This is a genomic window from Qipengyuania sp. JC766 (genome assembly GCF_040717445.1).
Lineage (GTDB): Bacteria > Pseudomonadota > Alphaproteobacteria > Sphingomonadales > Sphingomonadaceae > JC766.
Map to the genome: position 1 here is coordinate 1,874,010 of NZ_JBFEFL010000001.1, position 20,460 is coordinate 1,894,469.

Sequence of the window (20,460 nt, forward strand, 5' to 3'; positions counted from 1 at the left end):
ACCCGGTCTTTCGGTATGGGAGGTCGGCCCGCGCCCCTAGCAACCGGAGGCCGGTCTGGAAAACAAAGAAAGCTTTCGGGGTCCAGAACCTGAGTTGCACGCCGCGTGCCGATCGTCGACGGAACACAGCGCCCCGCCGCCGATTGGGAAAGTAACGGTTGAAACGACAGCGCGACCCGCGCAGGGCAGCGCGCAAAGGAGAGGCACATGCGGCAGATAGATCATTTCATGCTCGGCGGAGCGGGCAACGGTTCGGGACGGACGCACGACGTCTGGAACCCATCCACCGGCGAAGTGCAGGCGCGCGTCGCGCTGGGCGATGCGGCCCTGCTCGACAAGGCGGTGGAAACCGCCAAGAAGGTCCAGCCCGAATGGGCGGCGACCAATCCGCAGCGCCGCGCGCGGGTCATGTTCGAATACAAGCGCCTGGTCGAAGCGAACAAGCAGGAGCTCGCCGAACTGCTGGCGAGCGAACACGGCAAGGTGGTGGAAGACGCGCATGGCGACGTGCAGCGCGGCCTCGAAGTCATCGAATATGCCTGCGGCATCCCGCAGGTGCTGAAGGGCGAATACACGCAAGGCGCCGGGCCCGGCATCGACGTCTATTCGATGCGCCAGCCGCTCGGCATCGGGGCGGGCATCACGCCGTTCAACTTCCCGGCCATGATCCCGATGTGGATGTTCGGCATGGCGATCGCGGCGGGCAACGCCTTCATCCTGAAGCCGAGCGAGCGCGACCCGAGCGTGCCCGTGCGCCTGGCCGAACTGTTCGCCGAAGCCGGCGCGCCCGAAGGGCTGCTGCAGGTGGTGCATGGCGACAAGGAAATGGTCGACGCGATCCTCGACCATCGCGACATCGCGGCGGTCAGCTTCGTCGGATCGTCCGACATCGCGCACTACGTCTACAAGCGCGGCGTGGCCGCCGGAAAGCGTGTGCAGGCGATGGGGGGCGCGAAGAACCACGGCATCGTGATGCCCGATGCCGATCTCGACCAGGTGGTGAACGATCTGAGCGGCGCGGCCTTCGGCTCCGCGGGCGAGCGCTGCATGGCGTTGCCGGTTGTGGTGCCGGTGGGCGAGGATACGGCCGACAGGCTGCGCGAGAAGCTGATCCCGGCGATCAATGCCCTGCGCGTCGGCGTCTCGAACGATCCGGACGCGCATTACGGTCCGGTCGTCACACCAGAACACAAGGCCCGTATCGAGGGCTGGATCGACACGGCCGAAAAGGAAGGCGCGGAAGTCGTGATCGACGGGCGCGGCTTCACCCTGCAGGGCCACGAGAAAGGCTTCTTCGTCGGTCCGACCCTGCTCGACAAGGTCACCACGGACATGGAAAGCTACCAGGAAGAAATCTTCGGCCCGGTCCTCCAGATCGTGCGCGCCAAGGATTTCGAGGAAGCGGTCCGCCTGCCGAGCGAACACCAGTACGGCAACGGCGTCGCCATCTTCACGCGCAACGGCCATGCCGCGCGCGAATTCGCGCACCGGGTGAATGTCGGCATGGTCGGTATCAACGTGCCTATCCCCGTGCCCGTCAGCTATCACAGCTTCGGCGGCTGGAAGCGTTCGGGCTTTGGCGACATCGACCAGTACGGGACCGAGGGCCTGCGCTTCTGGACCAAGGCGAAGAAGGTCACCCAGCGCTGGCCCGATGGTGGCGGCGACGGCTCCAACGCCTTCGTCATCCCGACCATGGGCTGACCCCGCACGTCCAAGGAGAATCGCATGATCCGCACCCTCCCCATCGCGCTCCTGCTGGCCGCGGTCCCGCTGGCCGGCTGTTCGCCGGATGCGCAGGCGCCGGTCGATGGCGAGACGACGCCGGCCGGGACCGACGATGCCGCCACCCGCACCGTCGGCGAAGGCTCCATGGCCGATGCGCAGGGCGAAGGCCCGACCCGCGCGGCGCCTTCCGCCGACCGCACGGTCCGGCTGACGTCGATCCCGGCGCCCTTCCAGGGGGTCTGGGACCATGTCGAAGGTCCCTGTGCCGCGGCATCCGACCTGCGGCTCGAAATCGGGGCGAGGGATATCGAGTTCTACGAATCCGTCGGCGAAGTGACCGAAATCCGCCTGTCGGGCGATGCGGACTTGCTGGTCAGCCTCGACATGTCCGGCGAAGGCCAGACCTGGGACGAGACCCTGCTGCTGCGCCTGACCGACAACGACACCCGCCTGCTGGTGGGCGACCCCGAAAATCCGGCGGACCTCTCCGAATATCCGCGCCAGCGCTGCCCTGCCTGACATGCAGCGCACGAGTTCGGGTTCGCCTTACGAGGTGCAGTTCGGATTCTCCCGCGCAGTACGGGTTGGAAACCGGATCATCGTGTCCGGGACCGGTCCGATCGAGCCGGACGGTTCGACGACACAAGGCGACGCGGCGGCACAGGCGACGCGCTGTTTCACGCTGATCGTGAATGCGATCGAGGAACTGGGCGGCAGTGCTGCCGACGTGGTACGGACCCGGATGTACCTGACCGACATCGGATCGCAAGACGCAGTCGGTGCGGTCCATGCGCAGTTCTTTTCCGAAACGCGGCCGGCCGCGACGATGGTCGGCGTCGCTTCCCTCTGCCGGGCGGAATGGCTGGTTGAGATCGAGGCAGAAGCGATCGTGACGCAGCCTTGAACGCCATCCCCAAGCCGGTAGGACACATTGGTATGACCTCCTTATCCCGACTTCTCGCAAGGTTCGCCGCTTTCGTGCTGCTCGCCGCGGGGCTCGCTAGCCCCGCCCTCGCCGAAAAGCGCGTCGCGTTGACCTTCGACGACATTCCGCGCCAGCAGGGCGCCTTCTTCACGCCGCAGGAACGCAGCGAGAAGATCATTGCCGCGCTGAAGGATGCGGGCGTCGAACAGGCGGCGTTCTTCATCAATCCGGGCGCGCTGGCCGAACCCGGCAAGGACTATGGCGAAGCGCATGTCGACGCCTATGTCGCGGCCGGCCACGTCATCGCCAACCATAGCTACAGCCACGGTCATCTCAGCCGCACCACGGCCGAGGCCTACCTGGCCGATATCGACCGAGCGGAAGCGTGGCTGGCCGGACGGGCCGGCTATCGCCCGTGGTTCCGCTTCCCCTATCTGGACGAAGGGGCGGACGACAAGGCGAAGCGCGATGCGGTGCGTGCCGGCCTCAAGGAGCGCGGGCTGTCCAACGGCTACGTCACGGCGGACGGGTCGGACTGGCACCTGGAGCAGCTGACGGTGCTGGCGAAACGACAGGGGTTGCCGATGGACGAAAAGCAGCTGCGCCGGCTCTATGTCGCCTCGCAGATGAGCGGGCTTGCCTATCACGACCAGCTGGCGCGCGACACGCTGGGCCGATCGCCCGCCCACGTGATGCTGATGCACGAAACGGACCTCGCCGCGCTCTACCTCCCGGACCTGATCGCGGAGATGCGCAAGCAGGGCTGGACGATCATCCCGGTTGACGAGGCATACCGCGATCCCATCTCGACCGCGCAGCCGGATGTGCCTTACGCCTGGGGCACCTTGACGGGTTCCATGGCGTGGGAGAAGGACGTGCCTCCTCCCCTTTCTCCGGACTGGATGTCGACGGGTATGATGACCTACCTGTTCGAAACCCGTGTGACGAAAGCCAAACTGGATACCGAATGACATGACCGCCACAGGCCAATTCCAGCTCACCGAAGACCAGCGCGCGATCCAGGAAATGGCGCAGCGCTTCACTGCCGACAACATTACCCCCTTCGCAGGCGAGTGGGACGAGAAGCACCACTTCCCGCGCGACGTGATCAAGCGGACGGCGGAGCTCGGCTTCGGCGCGATCTATGTCAGCGAGGAATCGGGCGGGATCGGCCTCGGCCGGCTGGAGGCAGCGCTGATCATGGAAGCGATGGCCTATGGCTGTCCCACCACCAGCGCCTTCATCTCGATCCACAACATGGCCAGCTGGATGATCGACCGTTTCGGCGGAGAAGGCGTGAAGGCAAAATACCTCCCCGACCTCGTCACCATGGACAAGATCGCCTCCTACTGCCTCACCGAACCGGGCAGCGGATCGGACGCGGCCGGCCTCAAGACCAGCGCCGTGCTGGACGGGGACGAATACGTCCTCAACGGCACCAAGCAGTTCATTTCGGGTGGCGGGGTGAACGACGTCTATGTCACCATGGTCCGCACGTCCGAGCACAAGACCAAGGGCATCACCTGCCTCGTCATCGACAAGGACACGCCCGGCGTCAGTTTTGGCGCGCCGGAAAAGAAGCTCGGCTGGAACGCCAGCCCGACCGCGCAGGTCATCTTCGAGGATGCGCGCGTGCCGGTCGCCAACCGTGTGGGCGACGAAGGCGAAGGCTTCCGTTTCGCCATGATGGGCCTCGACGGCGGACGGCTGAACATCGGCGCCTGCTCGCTCGGCGGTGCGCAGCGCTGCCTGGACGAGGCGGTGAAGTACACCAAGGAACGCCAGCAGTTCGACCAGCAGATCGCGGACTTCCAGAACACCCAGTTCATGCTCGCCGACATGGCGACCGACCTGGAGGCGGCGCGCGCATTGCTCTACCTCGCGGCCGCCAAGGTGACCGACAACGCGCCCGACAAGTCGCGCTTCTCCGCCATGGCCAAGCGGCTGGCGACAGACAATGGCAGCAAGGTCGTGAACGACGCGCTGCAGCTGTTCGGTGGCTACGGCTACCTCAAGGACTACCCGATCGAACGCTTCTGGCGAGACCTGCGCGTCCACTCGATCCTGGAAGGCACCAACCAGGTCATGCGCATGATCGTGGGCCGGGACTTGCTGCGGCAGGGGGCCTGACATGACCGAGCACATCCACGCCCATACCCACGGCCCCGTCGGCCACCTGTCGCTCAACCGGCCGAAGGCGCTGCATTCGCTGACGCTGGAGATGTGCCACGCCATGAGCGATGCGCTGGCCGGCTGGGCGGACGACGGGGCCGTCCGGGCCATCATGCTGGACCATGCCGAAGGGCGCGGCTTCTGCGCCGGTGGCGACATCAACCTGCTGCGCAATTCCGCCCTGAACGATGGCGGGGAAAGCGGGCGGGCGTTCTTCCACGACGAATACCGCCTCAACCACCAGATGTTCGAATACGACAAGCCGATCGTCGCGTTCATGGACGGCATCACCATGGGCGGCGGTGTCGGCATCGCCATGCCGGCGCGCTTCCGGATCGCCACGGAAAACACGCGCTTCGCCATGCCGGAAACGGGCATCGGCCTGTTCCCCGATGTGGGCGGCGGCTGGTACCTTTCGCGCCTGAAGGGGCGGCTCGGCCAGTTCCTCGCCCTGACCGGCGCGCGGCTGGACGGTGCCGAATGCCTGTGGGCCGGCATCGCCACGCATTACATCCCGAGCGAGCGCCTGTCGGAAACTAAGGCGCGCATCGTCGACGATCCGGCGAACCTGTCGGCGATTCTCGAGGAAATGGGCGAGACACCCGAAGCCGCGCGGCTGGCCGGGAACGAAGAACGGATATCGCGCCACTTCGCTTCGGACGATTTCGAGACCATCCTTGCCTCGCTGGAAAGCGACGACAGCGAATGGGCGGCGAAGGAATTGGAGACGCTGCGTGGCAAGAGCCCGCAGACCTGCAAGGTGGCGCTGCGCCAGCTGGCCGACAGCAGCCGGCTGGACAGCTTCGCCGACAACATGGCGATGGAATACCGAATCGCGAGCCGCGTGCTCGTGCGCCCCGATTTCGCGGAGGGCGTGCGCGCGGTCATCGTCGACAAGACCAACGATCCCCAGTGGGATCCCGCAACGCCGGAAGGTGTGAGCGAGGAGCTGATCGACAGTATCTTCGCGCCGCTCCCGGCCGAAGAGGAATGGACCCCGCGGTCCTGACGGAGACGAAGATGAGCTACGAGACGATCCTTCACGAAACCGATGGCGCCGTCACCACGATCACGCTGAACCGGCCGCAGGCGCTGAACGCGCTGTCCAGCACCGTGCTGAAGGAGTTGATCGACGCGTTCGCCACGTATCAGGACGACGACAGCCAGCGCTGCGCGATCCTGACCGGCAGCGGCGACAAGGCCTTTGCCGCGGGCGCGGACATCAAGGAGATGAGCGAGAAGGACGCGGCGGATTTCTACCTCCAGGACTTCTTCGCCAAGTGGACCAGCCACATCGTCGAGGCCGTGCGCAAGCCGTGGATCGCGGCGGTCAACGGCTTCGCGCTGGGCGGCGGGTGCGAGCTTGCCATGATGGCGGACTTCATCATCGCGAGCGACAAGGCGAAGTTCGGCCAGCCCGAGATCAAGCTGGGCGTCGCGCCGGGCATGGGCGGATCGCAGCGTCTCACCCGCGCGGTCGGCAAGGCGAAGGCGATGGAAATGTGCCTGACCGGCCGGATGATGGATGCCGAGGAAGCCGAGCGCAGCGGCCTCGTCGCGCGCGTCGTGCCGCACGACACACTGATGGACGATGCGCGCACCACCGCAGCCACCATCGCCGGGATGCCGCCGATGGCCGCGATGGTGAACAAGGAAATGGTCAACGCCGCCTACGAGACGTCCCTAAGCCAGGGCGTGCTCCACGAACGCCGCCTGTTCCAGATCCTCACCGCGACCGAGGACAAGGCCGAGGGCATGAAGGCCTTTATCGAGAAGCGCGACGGAAACTGGAAAGGACGATAGGGTGCGGCCCTTCTACTTCCTGCTCATGGCCATGTGGGGCGCGCTGGCGTTCTATACCGGCCATGTGATCCTCAACCACGGGATCAATCTCTTCCCCGATTTCTTCGGCGACATGTCCGAGTGGACCTGGCCCGGTCAGTTCAATCTCGACTTCGCGATGATGCTGTTCCTGTCCGCCAGCTGGACCGTCTGGCGCAGCGGCTTCTCGATCGCCGGCTGGGCGCTCGGCATCGTCGCATTCTTCGGCGGGGCGGGCTTCCTGCTGCCCTACCTCACCTATCTCGCCTGGAAGCACCGGGGCGACACCACCGCCATCCTGACAGGCCGTAATTTCGAAGGAACATCGTTATGAAAATCGCCTTTATCGGCCTCGGCAACATGGGCGGCGGGATGGCCGCGAATCTGGTCAAGAACGGCCACGAGGTGCGTGCATTCGACCTCAGCGAAGACGCGCTCGCCAAGGCGAAGGCGAACGGCTGCGAAACCTTCACGGACGCGAACGAAGCCGTGCAGGGCGTCGACGCGGTCGTCTCGATGCTTCCCAACGGGGCCATCGTGAAGTCGGTCTATTCGGACAGCGTGATCGGCCATGCGCCGGAAGGCGCGGCGCTGCTCGATTGCTCGACCATCGATGTCCAGACCGCCAAGGACGTGTCCGAAATGGCCACCGCCAAGGGCTACAAGATGGTCGATGCGCCGGTCAGCGGCGGGATCGCCGCGGCGGACGGCGGCACGTTGACCTTCATGGTCGGCGGCACCGAAGAGGCGTTCGCGGCGGCGAAGCCCATCCTCGAAGGCATGGGCAAGGCGGTGATCCATGCGGGCGACGCGGGCGCGGGCCAGACGGCCAAGATCTGCAACAACATGCTGCTGGCGATCAGCATGATCGGCACGGCCGAGGCGATGAAGATGGCCCAGAAGCTGGGCCTCGATCCGCAGAAATTCTACGAGATCAGCTCGCAGTCCTCCGGCTATTGCTGGTCGCTCAACGCCTACACCCCGATGCCGGGCGTGGGCGTCGAAAGCCCGGCCGACCGCGATTACCAGGGTGGCTTCGCGACCGGCCTGATGCTCAAGGACCTGCGCCTCGCCATGGCGGCGGCGGAGGAAGCGGACGCGGCGGTGCCGCTGGGCGCGCGCGCGGCGAGCCTGTACGAGGATTTTTCGGGCGCCGGGAACGACGGGCTCGATTTCTCCGCTATCATCAAGACCTACTGATCTCGTCCATTACCGCACGGAGCCATTCGCGCGGGCGTTCCCGTCGTCCGATATCGGCGACGAATTCCTGCCCGCGCGCCACGCTGCGCAGGCGGCCCCCGCGCAGCCAGCGATCCGCGCGATCGTGATAGCTGAGACCGCCGCGGCGCAGCCAGTCGGGCCGCTGCCACAGGCTGGGCGGGCCGCCGGGGACGGTCAGGCGAAGCATGTCGGACGCGTGCGCCGCCTCCCGCCCCGGGCCACGATAGATCGCATCGTTCTTCGCATGCATGCCGAGCGCGTGCGGATGCCCCAGAGCTGACATCGGTTCGGGCGCGCCCTGCGACAGATCGACGATCTCCGCGATTTCCAGATAGCCGAAGATGCGGTGGTGCGGCTCTCCGGTCTCCTCGTCCGCGAACAGGCCGAAGAACAGGAACACGTCCCCTGTGCCGACCCCGCGATTGGCGAGGTGGGTCTGTGCCGCGCCGCACTGGCCGAACAGGCAGCTCCCGTCGGCGAGGAACATCGGATCGTGGTGGCAGAAATCGTCCGCGCCCAGCCGGCCGCGGCTCGCCTTCGCGGCATGGTAGCCCAGCCCTAGATCGCCGTAGCGCGTGCGCGAATGGCCGCCCGAGGGGATCGGCAGGCTGCGCGGCACCCCGCCGACGATCGGGGAGGGCGCGCCGCCGCTGGAACTGTCGAACCCCTTGCGGCTGAAGACGATCCGCAAACCTGTTAGCGGCCGCCCTGCTCGCTCGGTGCAGGCTGCCCGGCGGGCGCTTCGTCCTCTTCCCAGGCCAGCACCGGCTTGCGCGCGGCCTGCGTCTCGTCCAGCCGACGGCGCGGCGCGTGGATCGGCGCCTGCTTCAGGCTTTCGTCGCCCGCCTTCGCCCGCTCCGCGACATTGCGCAGGGCGGCGATGAACTGGTCGAGGCTGGCCTTGCTCTCGGTCTCGGTCGGTTCGACCAGCATGGCCCCGTGGACCACCAGCGGGAAATACACCGTCATCGGGTGGAAACCCTCGTCGATGAGCCCCTTGGCGAGGTCGAGCGTGCTGAGATCGCCCCCGAAGCCGCGATCGCCGAACAGCGCCTCGTGCATGCACGGGCCGCTGTCCGCGAAGGGCGCGTGCAGCGTCCCTTCAAGGCTGCGCAGGATGTAGTTCGCGTTGAGCACGGCGTCTTCCGCCACCTGCTTCAGGCCGTCCGCCCCGTGGCTGAGGATATAGGCCAGCGCGCGGGTGAACATGCCCATCTGGCCGTGGAACGCGGTCATCCGGCCGAAGCTGCGCATCTTGCCGTCGAAATGCTCGGCGGAGAACGCATCGGCATCCTCTTCCTCAATCAGGTGGACCACGCCGTCCTTCGTGCGGGCGGTGTAGGGCAGCGGACCGAAGGGGCTGAGCGCTTCCGACAGCACGACCGGGCCGGAGCCGGGGCCGCCGCCGCCATGCGGGGTGGAGAAGGTCTTGTGCAGGTTGATGTGCATCGCATCGACGCCGAGGTCGCCCGGGCGCACCTTGCCGACGATCGCGTTGAAATTGGCGCCGTCACAATAGACGTACCCGCCCGCGGCATGGACCGCGTCGGAAATCGCCTTCATGTCGCGTTCGAACAGGCCGCAGGTGTTGGGGTTGGTAATCATCACCCCGGCGACGTCCGGCCCCAGCCGCTTCTTCAAAGCTTCCAGGTCGACGCGCCCGTCTTCGGTCGCGGGAATGTCCTCCACCTCGTAACCGGCGAAGGCGGCGGTCGCAGGATTGGTGCCGTGCGCGCTTTCGGGCACGAGGATGACCTTGCGCGCATCGCCCTTCGCTTCCAGCGCGGCGCGGATGCACAGGATGCCGCACAACTCGCCATGCGCACCCGCCTTGGGGCTCATCGCGACGCCGTGCATGCCCGTAAGCTCGATCAGCCAGAAGGCGAGTTCGTTGATGACTTCCAGCGCGCCGCGCACGGTATCGACCGGTTGCAGCGGGTGGACGTCGGCAAAGCCGGGCATCCGCGCCACCTTCTCGTTCAGGCGCGGATTGTGCTTCATGGTGCAGCTGCCAAGCGGGAACAGTCCCAGATCGATGGCATAGTTCTGCCGGCTGAGCCGCGTGTAATGGCGCACCGCCTCCGGCTCGTGCAGGCCGGGCAGGCCGATGCGACCGGTCCGGTCGAACCCGCCCAGACGGTTGGGCGCATCCGCCGCGGGTTCGGGCAGGTCCACGCCAGTCTCGTCGGCATGGCCGATCTCGAACAGCAGCGGCTCTTCCAGCATCAGGGCGCGGTTGCCGGTGACGGTTCCGGTATCCTTGCGCCGTTCGGCATTCATGGCCGGCTTCCAGCCGGACTTGTTCGGCGCGTTCATGCCAGCACCTCCTCAAGCGCTGTGGCCAGCGTTTCGATATCGTCCTCGCTAGTGGTTTCCGTGACCGTGACCAGCAGCCCGTCGGCAAGCTCGTCCTGCCCCGGGAACAGCCGGCCGAGCGAGACGCCCGCCAGGATCCCGCGATCGGCCAGCGTGCGCACCACGGCGCGCGCATCCTGCCCCAGCGTGACGGTGAATTCGTTGAAGAAGCTTTCGTTCAGGACCTTCACGCCGGGGACCTTCGCCAGCCGGTCCGCGGCAAGGCAGGCGAGCCTGTGGTTTTCCGCCGCCAGACGCCGCAGCCCCGCTTCGCCCAGCAGGGTCATGTGGACGTTGAAGGCGAGCGCGCACAGCCCGCTGTTGGTGCAGATGTTGGACGTGGCCTTTTCCCGGCGGATGTGCTGCTCGCGCGTGGACAGCGTCAGCACGAAGCCGCGCTTGCCTTCCGCATCGACCGTTTCTCCGCACAGGCGCCCGGGCATCATGCGCACGTGCTTCGCATCGCGCACCGCGAACAGGCCGAGGTACGGCCCGCCGAACTGCAGGCCGACGCCGAGCGACTGCCCTTCGCCGACCACGATGTCCGCGCCCAGTTCGCCCGGGGACTTGATCGCGCCCAGCGCGACCGGCTCGGTATTGACCGCGATCAGCAGTGCGCCCTTGTCGTGCGCGGCTTCCGCAATCGCGGCGAGGTCGGGCAGGCGGCCGAGAATGTCCGGGTACTGCACGACGACGCAACTCGTATCCTCGTCGATCCGCGCGATCAGGCCGTCATTGTCGGGCACCGGGCGCAGCGAGGCGGGCGCGTCCGAAATCTCGTCCTCGGTGAACTTCGCCATGGTCCGGACGACTTCGGCGTAATGCGGGTGCAGCGCGCCCGACAGGACTACCTTGCGCTTCTTGCCGCGCGCCACGCGCCCCGCCATCGCCACCGCTTCCCAGCACGCGGTCGAACCGTCATACATCGACGCGTTCGCGACCGCGCAGCCATAGAGCCGCGCCACCTGCGTCTGGAATTCGAACAGCATCTGCAACGTGCCCTGCGCGATTTCCGGCTGGTAGGGCGTGTAGGCGGTCAGGAATTCGCCGCGCTGGATGATGTGGTCGACGCTCGCCGGGACATGGTGGCGATAGGCGCCCGCCCCCAGAAAGAACGGCGCGTCCGCTGCCGCGAGGTTCTTCTTCGAAAGCCGCCGCATGTGCCGCTCGACCGCCATTTCGCTCGCATGGAGCGGCAGGCCCTCAATCGGGCCGTCGAGCCGCGCTTCTTCCGGAACATCGACGAACAAATCCTCGATGCCGGATGCGCCGATCGTGGCCAGCATCTCGCTTCTATCGGTATCGGTCAGGGGCAGGTAACGCATCGCAGTGTCCTGTCGTCCCGGCATCGCCGGCGCTTGTCAGAGTCGTTTGTTGAATAGGCCGGGCGAGCCCGGCCCGCCTGAATCAAAGCCCGTCGAGGAAGCTCTTGTAGGCCTTGTCGTCCATCAGGCCTTCGAGTTCGCTCTTGTCGGACAGCGTCAGCTTGAAGAACCAGCCGTCCTCTTCCGCCGAGCTGTTGACGAGCGCGGGTTCGTCCTCGAGCGAGCCGTTCACTTCGATGACTTCACCGCCGATGGGCGCGTAGACGTCGCTCGCGGCCTTGACGCTTTCCACGACCGCCGCGTCCTTGCCGGCTTCCAGCACGGTGCCGACTTCGGGCAGTTCGACGAACACGATGTCGCCGAGCTGTTCCTGCGCATAGTCCGTGATGCCGACGGTGGCTTCGTCGCCCTCGACATCGATCCATTCGTGTTCGTCGGTGAAATAACGCGGCATCTGGTCAGCTCCCTCGGTAATAGTTGTGCGGTACGAAAGGCATGGATGCGACGCGCGCCGGCAGGCGTTTGTTCCGCACTTCGACTTCGAGTTCGGTCCCTTCGTCGGCATGGGCGCGGTCGACATAGGCCATGGCGATCGGGTGGCCGAGCGTGGGCGAGAAGCCGCCGCTGGTGACGACGCCGATCCGCGTGTCGCCTGCGAACACCTCGGCCCCTTCGCGTGCCGGCAAGCGACCTTCCAGGATCAGGCCGACGCGGAACCGGGCGGGCCCGTCCTTCAGCGCGGCCGCGATGGTCGCGTGCCCCTTGTATCCGCCGCTTTCCCGGCGGGCCTTGCTGAGTGCGAAGGTCAGGTCGGCGCTGACCGGGTCGATCTCGGCGGTGAGGTCGTGGCCGTAGAGCGGCAGTCCCGCTTCCAGCCGCAGGCTGTCACGTGCGCCGAGGCCGGCGGGCCGGACCTCGATTTCCGCGCAGAGCCGGTCGGCGAGGATTTCCACCTGGTGCGCGGGCACGGAAATCTCGAAGCCGTCTTCCCCGGTATAGCCGCAGCGCGAGATCCGCAGCGGCAGTTCGCCGAAATCGTAGGTCGTGGACTGCATGAAGGTCAGCTGTTCGGGCACGCCGCGCATTACCCGGTTCAGCGCAGTCGCCGCCGCGGGGCCCTGCAGCGCGATCAGGGCCTGGTCTTCCAGGTGCGTCAGCGTGACATCGTCGGGCAGGTGTTCGCGCATGTGGGCGATATCGTCCCACTTGGTCGCGCCGTTGACGACGACGTAGAAGGCCGGTTCGCCCCAGTAGCCGTCTTTCGTGACATTGCCGTCCTCGTCCTCCTCGGGCGCGATCCATTCGGTGACGTTGGTCACCATCAGGTCGTCGAGGATGCCGCCCTCGTCGCCCAGCAACAGGGTGTAGCGGATACGGCCGGGCTTCAGGCTGGCAATGGCGCCGGGGACGAGTTCTTCCAGCGCGGTGGCGGCGTTTTCGCCAGTGACCATCAGCTGGCCCATGTGGCTGACATCGAACAGGCCGGCCTGCGCCCGGGTCCAGTCGTGCTCCGCGACGATGCCGCCGCCTTCGCTCTTGTTGTACTGGATCGGCATTTCGTAGCCCGCAAAGGGCACCATGCGCGCGCCCTTGCCGCGATGCCATGCATCGAGCGGAAGCGGCTTCGTTTCTTCGGATGCGGTATCGCTCATCCTGAATCCCTGACAGCGCGGGGACGGTCCAACGGAACCGCTTGCCGCCTGCCCCCTCTGTCAGGAAACCTGAGAGCGTACCCCTTCGGTGGCGCCACGCGGCGCGCTTTCCAGAGTGCCTGTCCAACCGAGCGGTCCGGTTGCCTGAGAGTTTCCGGGGCGGTTGCTCCTTCGGCGTCGCGTGCGAGCTACCGCCCGCGAACTCTCCCGCTCGATCGCCCGGCCAGAATCACTCCCGGCCGGGAGACGATGCTGCGATTGCGCAAGGCGGGGGCCGCGTCAATGGCGGGCGTCAGTTTTCGCCGGACTCCTGCGCCAGAATCTGCTGCGCCCTCTGCATGAGCGCGATTTCGCGCGGGTCGAACCCGCCTTCGTCCTCCGCGCTTGCACGGGGCGGGACGGCGGTGGTGAAATAGGCGATGCCCTGGCCGAGTTCGGGCGAGAACCAGAGGCCGGAGCGCAGGGCATAGGCTTCGCCCGCATGGCCCAGTCGCACATGGCCGTCGCCGAACAGCGGATCGGCGCAGGGCGTGCCGGGATATTCGATGGCCTGCACGGCAAGACCGTAGCGGCAGAAGAAGTCCTGGCCCGCGATCGGTTCGTGCGCGACGGACCACAGCAGCGCGAGGGCCGCGTCGCCGCTCAGGAATTCCGGCCGGCCGAACTCGGCGAAGACCTGGCCGATCTTCGCCAGGTCCATCATCCCGATCCGCACTCCGCCCTGCGGCGAGAAGACCGATGCGTTGATGCCGGGCACGTAATCCTCGAGCGAGCATTCGACCCCCTCGGCCACGGGGATGCTGCAATTGGGCGGGACGTCGCCCGGATCGTCGCGCGCGATCTCGCCCGTGTCGCGGTAGAGCACGACTGCGCGCGATACCTGATCCTGGCTGCACAGCGTCCAGTTCACGCACGCCTCGATGCCCAGCGGGGCGAAGACGGTGCGCTCCAGCAGTTCGTCGTAGCGTTCCCCCGTCGCCGCTTCCAGCACGGTCGCGACCACCGGCGAGCCCAGGTTCGCATATTCGAAGGGCGCTTCGCCCGGGGGCGCGTCGGCGTACCATGCCCCCGGCTCCGCGAGCTTCGCTTCCAGGCTTTCGCCCAACGGCACGATGTAGCCTGCCGCATCGCGCAGGCCCGAGCGGTGGGAGAGCAGCTGCGCCAGCGTCACCGGCACGTCCGGAAAAGACGGGTGCCGGACCTTCCAGCCGAGATAGTCGGAAACGTCGCGGTCAAGTTCGACCTTGCCTTCGTCCACCAGCCGCAAGGTCGCCAGCCCCATGACCAGCTTGGAAATGCTGGCGATGCGGACGGGGTCGTTGGCTTCCACCGGGCGCCCGGTCTCGCGGTCCGCGATGCCTTCCACGATCAGCGGCCGCGCGCCCTCCTTGTCGAAGGCGACCACGACCGTCGCGGGAACGGGGTCCTGCGTATCGGCGGAAACGGAAGTGCTCATGACCATGCAGAAGGACGCCAGAGCCAGCAAAGCAGATCGCCACATGGGCCGACAATCGCCCAGCCGCGACACGAAATCAATCGAGATTGGGGCGCAGCCACCGTTCGGCCTGCTCCACGCTCACGCCCCGGCGCGCGGCGTAGTCTTCCAGCTGGTCGCGCCCGATCGTCGCCACGCCGAAATAGGAGCTTTCCGGATGGCCGAAATAGAGGCCGCTCACCGCCGCGGTCGGCAGCATGGCGAAGCTTTCGGTAAGGCTCAGTCCGGTATTCGTTTCCGCGTCCAGCATCTCGAACAGCATCGGCTTCAGGCTGTGGTCCGGGCACGCCGGATAGCCGGGCGCCGGGCGAATGCCGCGATACTGTTCCTTGATCAGCGCCTCGTTGGTGAACTGCTCGTCCGGCGCATAGCCCCACAGATCGGTGCGGACATGCTTGTGCAACGCTTCCGCAAAGGCTTCCGCAAAGCGGTCCGCCAGCGATTTCAGCATGATGTCCGAATAATCGTCGTTCGCCGCCTGGAAGCGCTTCGACGGCTCCTCGATCCCGTGGATGCCGACGGCGAAACCGCCCATCCAGTCGCCCGCCGTGTCGACGAAATCCGCGAGGCAGAAATTCGCCCGGTCGCGGCTCTTGCCCACCTGCTGGCGCAGCATCGGCAGGCGCGCGCTTTCCTCGTTCGTCCGGTCGAGGTCGGGAACGGTCCCGCGGGTGCTGTGCGCACCGTCGGCGCTGACCGTGTCGTGGCGGTGGCGGTGGTGGACGACGATATCGTCCCCGTCGCGGTGGCACGGCCACAGGCCGGCAACGCCGCGCGCCGTCAGCCATTTTTCCTCGACGATCCGGTCGAGCATCGCCTGCGCATCGGCCCACAGGCTGCGCGCGCTTTCGCCGACGACCTCGTCTTCCAGTATGGCCGGATAATTGCCGTGCAGTTCCCAGGCGCGGAAGAACGGCGTCCAGTCGATGTATTCGCGCAAATCCGCCAGCGACCAGTTGTCGAACACGTGCAGTCCGGGCTTCGCCGGTGCGGCCGGCTTCTGGCCGAAGTCCATGACGCTGGCATTGGCGCGCGCATCGGCTAGCGAAATCAGCTTGCTCGCCCCGCGCCCCGCCCGCTTTTCCCGGACGGTCTCGTAATCGTCCGCGACTTCGCCGACATAGGCATCGCGCTGCGTTCCGGACAGGAGCTTGCTGGCGACGCCGACGGCGCGGCTGGCATCGAGGACATGGACCACCGGGCCGTCATAGGCGGGGTCGATCTTCAACGCCGTGTGGACCTTGCTGGTGGTCGCGCCGCCGATCAGCAGCGGCATGGTGAGGCCCGCGGCCTGCATTTCCTCCGCCACCGTCACCATCTCGTCCAGCGAGGGCGTGATGAGGCCTGACAGCCCGATCAGGTCGGCATCGTTCTCGTTCGCGGCTTCGAGGATGTCCGACCACGGGACCATGACGCCCAGGTCGATCACTTCATACCCGTTGCACTGCAGGACCACGCCGACGATGTTCTTGCCGATATCGTGAACGTCGCCCTTCACGGTCGCCATCACGATCGTGCCCTTGCCTTTCGCGTTCTCGTCCTTCTCCTCCTCGATATAGGGGAAGAGGTGGGCGACCGCCTTTTTCATCACGCGGGCGGACTTGACCACTTGCGGCAGGAACATCTTGCCGCTGCCGAACAGGTCGCCGACCACGTTCATGCCATCCATCAGCGGGCCTTCGATCACCTCGATCGGCTTGCCGCCGCGCGCCTTCACCGCAAGGCGCATTTCCTCGGTATCGGCGACGATATGCGCGTCGATGCCTTTGACCAGCGCGTGTTCCACCCGCTTCTCGACCGGGTATTCGCGCCACTCGGCGGCTTCCTTCTCGGTCCTGGCGTCCTTGCCCTTGTAGCTTTCGGCCAGCGCGATGAGGTTCTCGGTCGCGTCCTCGCTATTGGCAGGCGTGCGGTTGAGGATCACGTCCTCGCACGCCTCGCGCAGTTCCGGGTCGATATCGTCGTAGATGTCGAGCTGGCCGGCATTGACGATCGCCATGTCGAGCCCGGCGGGGATCGCGTGGTAGAGGAAGACCGAATGCATCGCCCGGCGCACCGGTTCGTTGCCGCGGAAGCTGAAGGACAGGTTCGACAGCCCGCCGGAGAAATGCACGTGCGGGCAGCTCTTCGAAAGGTGCCGCACCGCCTCGATGAAATCGACGCCGTAGGTCGCGTGTTCCTCGATCCCCGTCGCCACCGCGAAGATGTTGGGATCGAAGATGATGTCCTCTGGCGGGAAACCGTCCTCGGTCAGCAGCTTGTAGGCGCGCTCGCAGATCTCGATCTTGCGCTCCTTCGTGTCAGCCTGCCCGTCCTCGTCGAAGGCCATGACCACCACCGCCGCGCCGTAGGCCCTGCACTTGCGCGCGTTTTCGAGGAATTCCTCGACGCCTTCCTTCATGCTGATCGAATTGACGATCGGCTTGCCGGAGACGCATTTCAGCCCGGCCTCGATCACCGCCCACTTGGAACTGTCGATCATCACCGGGACCCGCGCGATGTCGGGCTCGGCCGCCATCAGCTTCAGGAATTTGACCATCGCCGCTTCGGAATCGAGCAGGCCCTCGTCCATGTTGACGTCGATCACCTGCGCACCGTTCTCCACCTGGTCGCGCGCGACCTCGATGGCGGTCTCGTAATCCTCGTTCATGATCAGCTTCTTGAAGCGCGCCGATCCGGTGACGTTGGTGCGCTCGCCGATATTGACGAAACTGGAGGAAGCGTTGGCAGTCATGTCAGGGGTGCGATCGATCTCAGGCGGCCATCGTGAAAGGTTCGAGACCGGCGAGCCGTGTCCGCCGATCCAGTTCGGGTATCGCGCGCGGCTGCGCCTTTTCGGCCGCCTTCGCGATCGCCGCGATATGGGCCGGCGTGGTGCCGCAGCAGCCGCCGACGATGTTGACGAGGTTTTCGCGGAACCAGACGTTCACCAGTTCGGCGGTTTCCTCCGCTTCCTGGTCGTATTCGCCCAGATCGTTGGGCAGGCCCGCATTGGGATAGGCGATGATCAACGTGTCCGCCAGCTTGGCCAGCGCGGCGAGGTGCGGGCGCAGCTTGTCCGCGCCGAAGGAGCAGTTGACGCCGACCGCGATCGGATCGGCATGGCGCACCGCGTGCCAGAACGCCTCGACCGTATGGCCCGACAGGTTGCGGCCGGCATTGTCGGTCACGGTGAAGCTGAGCATGATCGGCACTTCGCGTCCCGCCGCGGCGGCAGCCTGCTGCGCCGCCATCGCCGCGACCTTGGCGTTCAGCGTGTCGAAGATCGTCTCGATGAGGATGAAGTCCACTCCGCCCTCGATCAGTGCGTCGCACTGCTCGCGATAGACGCCGAGCATCTGGTCGAAATCAACCTCGCGATAGCCCGGATCCTCGACATCGGGGCTGAGCGAAAGCGTCTTGTTGGTCGGGCCGATCGCGCCCGCGACGAAACGGCGCCTGCCGTCCTTCGCCTGCGCGGCGTCCGCGGCTTCGCGCGCGACCTTCGCGCCGGCAAGGTTCACTTCGCGCACCAAGTGCTCGCACCCGTAATCGGCCAGTGCGATGCTGGTCGAACTGAAGGTATTGGTCTCGACCATGTCCGCGCCCGCATCCAGATAGTCCGCGTGGATGGCGCGGATCACATCGGGCCGGGTCAGGTTGAGCAGGTCGTTATTGCCCTTCTGGTCCGCCTTGAGGTCGAGCTCGCCGCGATAGTCGGATTCCTGCAGCTTCCGGTTCTGGATGCCGGTGCCGTAGCCTCCGTCGAACACGAGGACGCGTTTCGATGCGGCCTTGCGCAGGGCGGCGGCGGCGCTTTCGATCCCGCTCATGCCGCGTCCCCTTGCGCTTTGGCGCGCAGGCCGAGCAGGTGGCAGATCGCGTAGGCGAGGTCCGCGCGGTTGAGCGTGTAGAAATGGAACTGGCGCACGCCGCCTGCATAGAGCCGGCGGCACAGTTCCGCGGCCACCGTCGCGGCGACCAGCTGGCGGGCGGCCGGGCGCGCGTCGAGCCCATCGAACAGGCCGTCCATCCAGTCCGGAATGACCGCGCCGCACAGGCCGGCGAACTTGCGCGCCTGCGCCACATTGGTGACCGGCAGGATGCCGGGGACGATCGGCGCATCAATGCCGCAGGCCTTCGCCTGCGCATCGAATTCGAAGAAGGTTTCGGGCGCGAAGAAAAACTGCGTGATGGCGCGCGTGGCACCGGCGTCGATCTTGCGCTTCAAATTGTCGAGGTCGGATTCGGGGCAATCCGCGTCGGGATGGGTTTCCGGATAGGCGGCGACCGAAATCTCGAAATCGGCCACTTCCTTCAGGCCGCGGACCAGTTCTTCCGCGCTGGCATAGCCTTCGGGATGCGGGGTGAAGGGCGCGCCGGGTTCGCCGGCATCGCCGCGCAGCGCCACGATGTGCCGCACGCCCGCTTCCCAGTACTGCTCGGCGATCTTCTGCGTTTCCGCGCGGGTCGCATCGACGCAGGTCAGGTGGGCAGCCGCGGGGATCCCCGCTTCCGCGATGATGCGCGCCACGGTCGCGTGCGTGCGCTCGCGGGTCGATCCGCCCGCGCCGTAGGTGACGGAGACGAACTTGGGTGCGAGCGGCTTCAGTTCCTGCACCGCGTCCCACAATTGCGCTTCCATCTTCTCGCTCTTGGGCGGGAAGAATTCGAAGCTGACTTCGCAATCGCCGGGCAGGCCGGAAAAGAGCGGGGTATCGTGGGCCGTGCGCTTTTCCTGCACCGGATCGAGTTGCACAGGGCTGGATGCGTTCATCGAATTGCCTTCCTTGACGGCGTTGCGGCCAGTCCGCCCTGGCGGGTGCCGAGCCAGATCTTCACGACCAGCTCCCCGTCCTCGAGCGCGATCGGACTGGATGGCGAATATCCTGCTTCGGACAGCAGCGTGCGCATCGCGCCGTCGGTGAAGCCGAGGCGGGCATGGGCGAAACGCTCGCGCAGTTCTTCCCGGTCGTGCGCGGCGAAGTCCACGATGGCAATCCGCCCGCCCCCGCGCGTGACGCGCGCCGCCTCCGTCAGCACGACGGACGGATCGGCGGCGAAATGCAGCACCTGGTGCAGCAGCACCGTGTCGAACGAACCGGCGGGGAACGGCAGGGCCGAGAAGTCCCCCTGCACGAGGTCCACCGCGCCCGCCGGCAGATTCTGGAGATTGGCCCGCGCCACGCGCAGCATGTCGAGGCTCTTGTCGAGCGCGACGACCTCGTCCGCCTGCTCCGCGAAGATTTCCGCCATGCGGCCGGTCCCGGTGCCAATGTCGAGCATCCGTCCGATCGATTCTTCGCCGATGGCGGCGGCGAGGCTTTCCTCGACCTGCGGGTCCGGGCTGTGCAGCTTGCGCAGTTCGTCCCAGTCCTCGGCATGGCGGGCGAAATAGGCTTCGGCGCTGGATTCGCGGGCCGAGCGGATGTTGGCCAGATGGCGGCGGTCCTCGTCGCAGGCCTCACGGAACTCGGCGTCCTCCTGCTCCGCGATGGCCAGCAGCCGCGCGATCGCCTCGTCCGTGGCATTGCCCCGTTCGCGCCCGATGGTCGCACGCAGGAAGACCCAGCTCCCCTCGCGGTGGCGCTGCGCGAGCCCGGCATCGCACAGAATCCCGACATGCCGCGATACCCGCGGCTGGCTCTGTCCCAGCACCTGCGCCAGTTCGCCTACGGCCAGCTCCATGGCAGCCAGCAGCCGCATGATCCGCAGCCGGGTAGGGTCGGCCAGTGCCCGCATGATCGTCTCGATGCGCATATCGCGATGGCATATAAAGATATTGTT

Annotated in this window: 19 protein-coding genes and 1 riboswitch; of the genes, 9 read left to right on the forward strand and 10 right to left on the reverse strand. The window is 66.4% G+C overall.

The genetic code is table 11. The annotated features are described in order from the left end of the window. Positions 1-207 precede the first annotated feature (207 nt). Genes AB1K63_RS08960 through mmsB form a run of 9 tightly spaced genes read left to right on the forward strand, consistent with a single transcriptional unit; the run spans position 208 to position 7,846 of the window. Positions 208-1,704, forward strand: a complete 1,497-nt coding sequence (locus tag AB1K63_RS08960) for a CoA-acylating methylmalonate-semialdehyde dehydrogenase (RefSeq protein ID WP_366959760.1) — start codon at positions 208-210, stop codon at positions 1,702-1,704. Positions 1,705-1,728: 24 nt separating this feature from the next. After that, entirely contained in the window at positions 1,729-2,247 is a 519-nt protein-coding gene (locus tag AB1K63_RS08965; RefSeq protein WP_366959761.1) for a hypothetical protein, read from the forward strand. 1 nt (position 2,248) lies between these two features. Then, positions 2,249-2,632, forward strand: a complete 384-nt coding sequence (locus AB1K63_RS08970) for a RidA family protein (protein ID WP_366959762.1) — start codon at positions 2,249-2,251, stop codon at positions 2,630-2,632. A gap of 32 nt (positions 2,633-2,664) precedes the next feature. Next, positions 2,665-3,624: a polysaccharide deacetylase family protein gene (locus tag AB1K63_RS08975; protein WP_366959763.1), complete on the forward strand. Its 960-nt coding sequence runs from the start codon at positions 2,665-2,667 to the stop codon at positions 3,622-3,624. 1 nt (position 3,625) lies between these two features. Then, positions 3,626-4,783, forward strand: coding sequence for an acyl-CoA dehydrogenase family protein (locus AB1K63_RS08980; RefSeq protein WP_366959764.1), 1,158 nt, complete (start codon positions 3,626-3,628; stop codon positions 4,781-4,783). A 1-nt stretch (position 4,784) separates the two neighbouring features. Further along, a complete protein-coding gene (locus tag AB1K63_RS08985; protein WP_366959765.1) occupies positions 4,785-5,834 on the forward strand; it encodes an enoyl-CoA hydratase/isomerase family protein in 1,050 nt (349 codons plus the stop codon). Between the two features lie 11 nt (positions 5,835-5,845). Then, a complete protein-coding gene (locus AB1K63_RS08990; RefSeq protein WP_366960681.1) occupies positions 5,846-6,628 on the forward strand; it encodes an enoyl-CoA hydratase-related protein in 783 nt (260 codons plus the stop codon). Position 6,629: 1 nt separating this feature from the next. Then, positions 6,630-6,980 carry a hypothetical protein gene (locus AB1K63_RS08995; protein ID WP_366959766.1) on the forward strand — a complete coding sequence of 117 codons (351 nt, stop codon included), beginning with the start codon at positions 6,630-6,632 and terminating at the stop codon, positions 6,978-6,980. Beyond that, positions 6,977-7,846 (forward strand): 3-hydroxyisobutyrate dehydrogenase, encoded by an 870-nt coding sequence (mmsB, locus tag AB1K63_RS09000; protein ID WP_366959767.1) that lies wholly within the window; start codon positions 6,977-6,979, stop codon positions 7,844-7,846. Before AB1K63_RS08995 ends, mmsB begins: the two co-directional genes overlap by 4 nt. On the opposite strand, the gene AB1K63_RS09005 is transcribed toward mmsB, so the two are convergent. From AB1K63_RS09005 to AB1K63_RS09050, 10 genes are all read right to left on the reverse strand, one after another. Continuing rightward, positions 7,833-8,558, reverse strand: coding sequence for a hypothetical protein (locus AB1K63_RS09005; RefSeq protein ID WP_366959768.1), 726 nt, complete (start codon positions 8,556-8,558; stop codon positions 7,833-7,835). The two genes, mmsB and AB1K63_RS09005, sit on opposite strands and share 14 nt — an antisense overlap. 5 nt (positions 8,559-8,563) lie before the next feature. Next, a complete protein-coding gene (gene gcvPB / locus AB1K63_RS09010; protein ID WP_366959769.1) occupies positions 8,564-10,183 on the reverse strand; it encodes an aminomethyl-transferring glycine dehydrogenase subunit GcvPB in 1,620 nt (539 codons plus the stop codon). Next, entirely contained in the window at positions 10,180-11,547 is a 1,368-nt protein-coding gene (gene gcvPA / locus AB1K63_RS09015; RefSeq protein ID WP_366959770.1) for an aminomethyl-transferring glycine dehydrogenase subunit GcvPA, read from the reverse strand. Before gcvPA ends, gcvPB begins: the two co-directional genes overlap by 4 nt. A gap of 82 nt (positions 11,548-11,629) precedes the next feature. Then, entirely contained in the window at positions 11,630-12,001 is a 372-nt protein-coding gene (gene gcvH, locus AB1K63_RS09020) for a glycine cleavage system protein GcvH (RefSeq protein ID WP_366959772.1), read from the reverse strand. Between the two features lie 4 nt (positions 12,002-12,005). Then, positions 12,006-13,199 (reverse strand): glycine cleavage system aminomethyltransferase GcvT, encoded by a 1,194-nt coding sequence (gcvT, locus tag AB1K63_RS09025; protein ID WP_366959773.1) that lies wholly within the window; start codon positions 13,197-13,199, stop codon positions 12,006-12,008. 122 nt (positions 13,200-13,321) lie between these two features. Continuing rightward, a riboswitch (glycine riboswitch) is annotated at positions 13,322-13,419 on the reverse strand. A gap of 72 nt (positions 13,420-13,491) precedes the next feature. After that, complete coding sequence (locus AB1K63_RS09030; protein ID WP_366959774.1) at positions 13,492-14,655, reverse strand: serine hydrolase; 1,164 nt, start codon at positions 14,653-14,655, stop codon at positions 13,492-13,494. A 76-nt stretch (positions 14,656-14,731) separates the two neighbouring features. Next, positions 14,732-17,428 carry a methionine synthase gene (gene metH / locus AB1K63_RS09035; protein WP_366959775.1) on the reverse strand — a complete coding sequence of 899 codons (2,697 nt, stop codon included), beginning with the start codon at positions 17,426-17,428 and terminating at the stop codon, positions 14,732-14,734. A gap of 19 nt (positions 17,429-17,447) precedes the next feature. Beyond that, the gene (locus AB1K63_RS09040; protein ID WP_366959776.1) at positions 17,448-18,506 is read right to left on the reverse strand and encodes a homocysteine S-methyltransferase family protein; all 1,059 of its coding nucleotides are present in this window, start codon (positions 18,504-18,506) and stop codon (positions 17,448-17,450) included. Then, positions 18,503-19,450, reverse strand: coding sequence for a methylenetetrahydrofolate reductase [NAD(P)H] (gene metF, locus AB1K63_RS09045; RefSeq protein WP_366959777.1), 948 nt, complete (start codon positions 19,448-19,450; stop codon positions 18,503-18,505). The genes AB1K63_RS09040 and metF overlap by 4 nt, the downstream gene beginning before the upstream one ends. Continuing rightward, positions 19,447-20,433: a metalloregulator ArsR/SmtB family transcription factor gene (locus tag AB1K63_RS09050; protein ID WP_366959778.1), complete on the reverse strand. Its 987-nt coding sequence runs from the start codon at positions 20,431-20,433 to the stop codon at positions 19,447-19,449. The genes metF and AB1K63_RS09050 overlap by 4 nt, the downstream gene beginning before the upstream one ends. Positions 20,434-20,460: the final 27 nt, after the last annotated feature.

Coding starts and splice junctions, on each gene's coding strand:
- AB1K63_RS08960 (WP_366959760.1), top strand. CDS start 208: ATGCGGCAGATAGATCATTTCATGCTCGGCGGAGCGGGCAACGGTTCG.
- AB1K63_RS08965 (WP_366959761.1), top strand. CDS start 1,729: ATGATCCGCACCCTCCCCATCGCGCTCCTGCTGGCCGCGGTCCCGCTG.
- AB1K63_RS08970 (WP_366959762.1), top strand. CDS start 2,249: ATGCAGCGCACGAGTTCGGGTTCGCCTTACGAGGTGCAGTTCGGATTC.
- AB1K63_RS08975 (WP_366959763.1), top strand. CDS start 2,665: ATGACCTCCTTATCCCGACTTCTCGCAAGGTTCGCCGCTTTCGTGCTG.
- AB1K63_RS08980 (WP_366959764.1), top strand. CDS start 3,626: ATGACCGCCACAGGCCAATTCCAGCTCACCGAAGACCAGCGCGCGATC.
- AB1K63_RS08985 (WP_366959765.1), top strand. CDS start 4,785: ATGACCGAGCACATCCACGCCCATACCCACGGCCCCGTCGGCCACCTG.
- AB1K63_RS08990 (WP_366960681.1), top strand. CDS start 5,846: ATGAGCTACGAGACGATCCTTCACGAAACCGATGGCGCCGTCACCACG.
- mmsB (WP_366959767.1), top strand. CDS start 6,977: ATGAAAATCGCCTTTATCGGCCTCGGCAACATGGGCGGCGGGATGGCC.
- gcvPB (WP_366959769.1), bottom strand. CDS start 10,183: ATGAACGCGCCGAACAAGTCCGGCTGGAAGCCGGCCATGAATGCCGAA.
- gcvPA (WP_366959770.1), bottom strand. CDS start 11,547: ATGCGTTACCTGCCCCTGACCGATACCGATAGAAGCGAGATGCTGGCC.
- gcvH (WP_366959772.1), bottom strand. CDS start 12,001: ATGCCGCGTTATTTCACCGACGAACACGAATGGATCGATGTCGAGGGC.
- gcvT (WP_366959773.1), bottom strand. CDS start 13,199: ATGAGCGATACCGCATCCGAAGAAACGAAGCCGCTTCCGCTCGATGCA.
- AB1K63_RS09030 (WP_366959774.1), bottom strand. CDS start 14,655: ATGAGCACTTCCGTTTCCGCCGATACGCAGGACCCCGTTCCCGCGACG.
- metH (WP_366959775.1), bottom strand. CDS start 17,428: ATGACTGCCAACGCTTCCTCCAGTTTCGTCAATATCGGCGAGCGCACC.
- AB1K63_RS09040 (WP_366959776.1), bottom strand. CDS start 18,506: ATGAGCGGGATCGAAAGCGCCGCCGCCGCCCTGCGCAAGGCCGCATCG.
- metF (WP_366959777.1), bottom strand. CDS start 19,450: ATGAACGCATCCAGCCCTGTGCAACTCGATCCGGTGCAGGAAAAGCGC.
- AB1K63_RS09050 (WP_366959778.1), bottom strand. CDS start 20,433: ATGCGCATCGAGACGATCATGCGGGCACTGGCCGACCCTACCCGGCTG.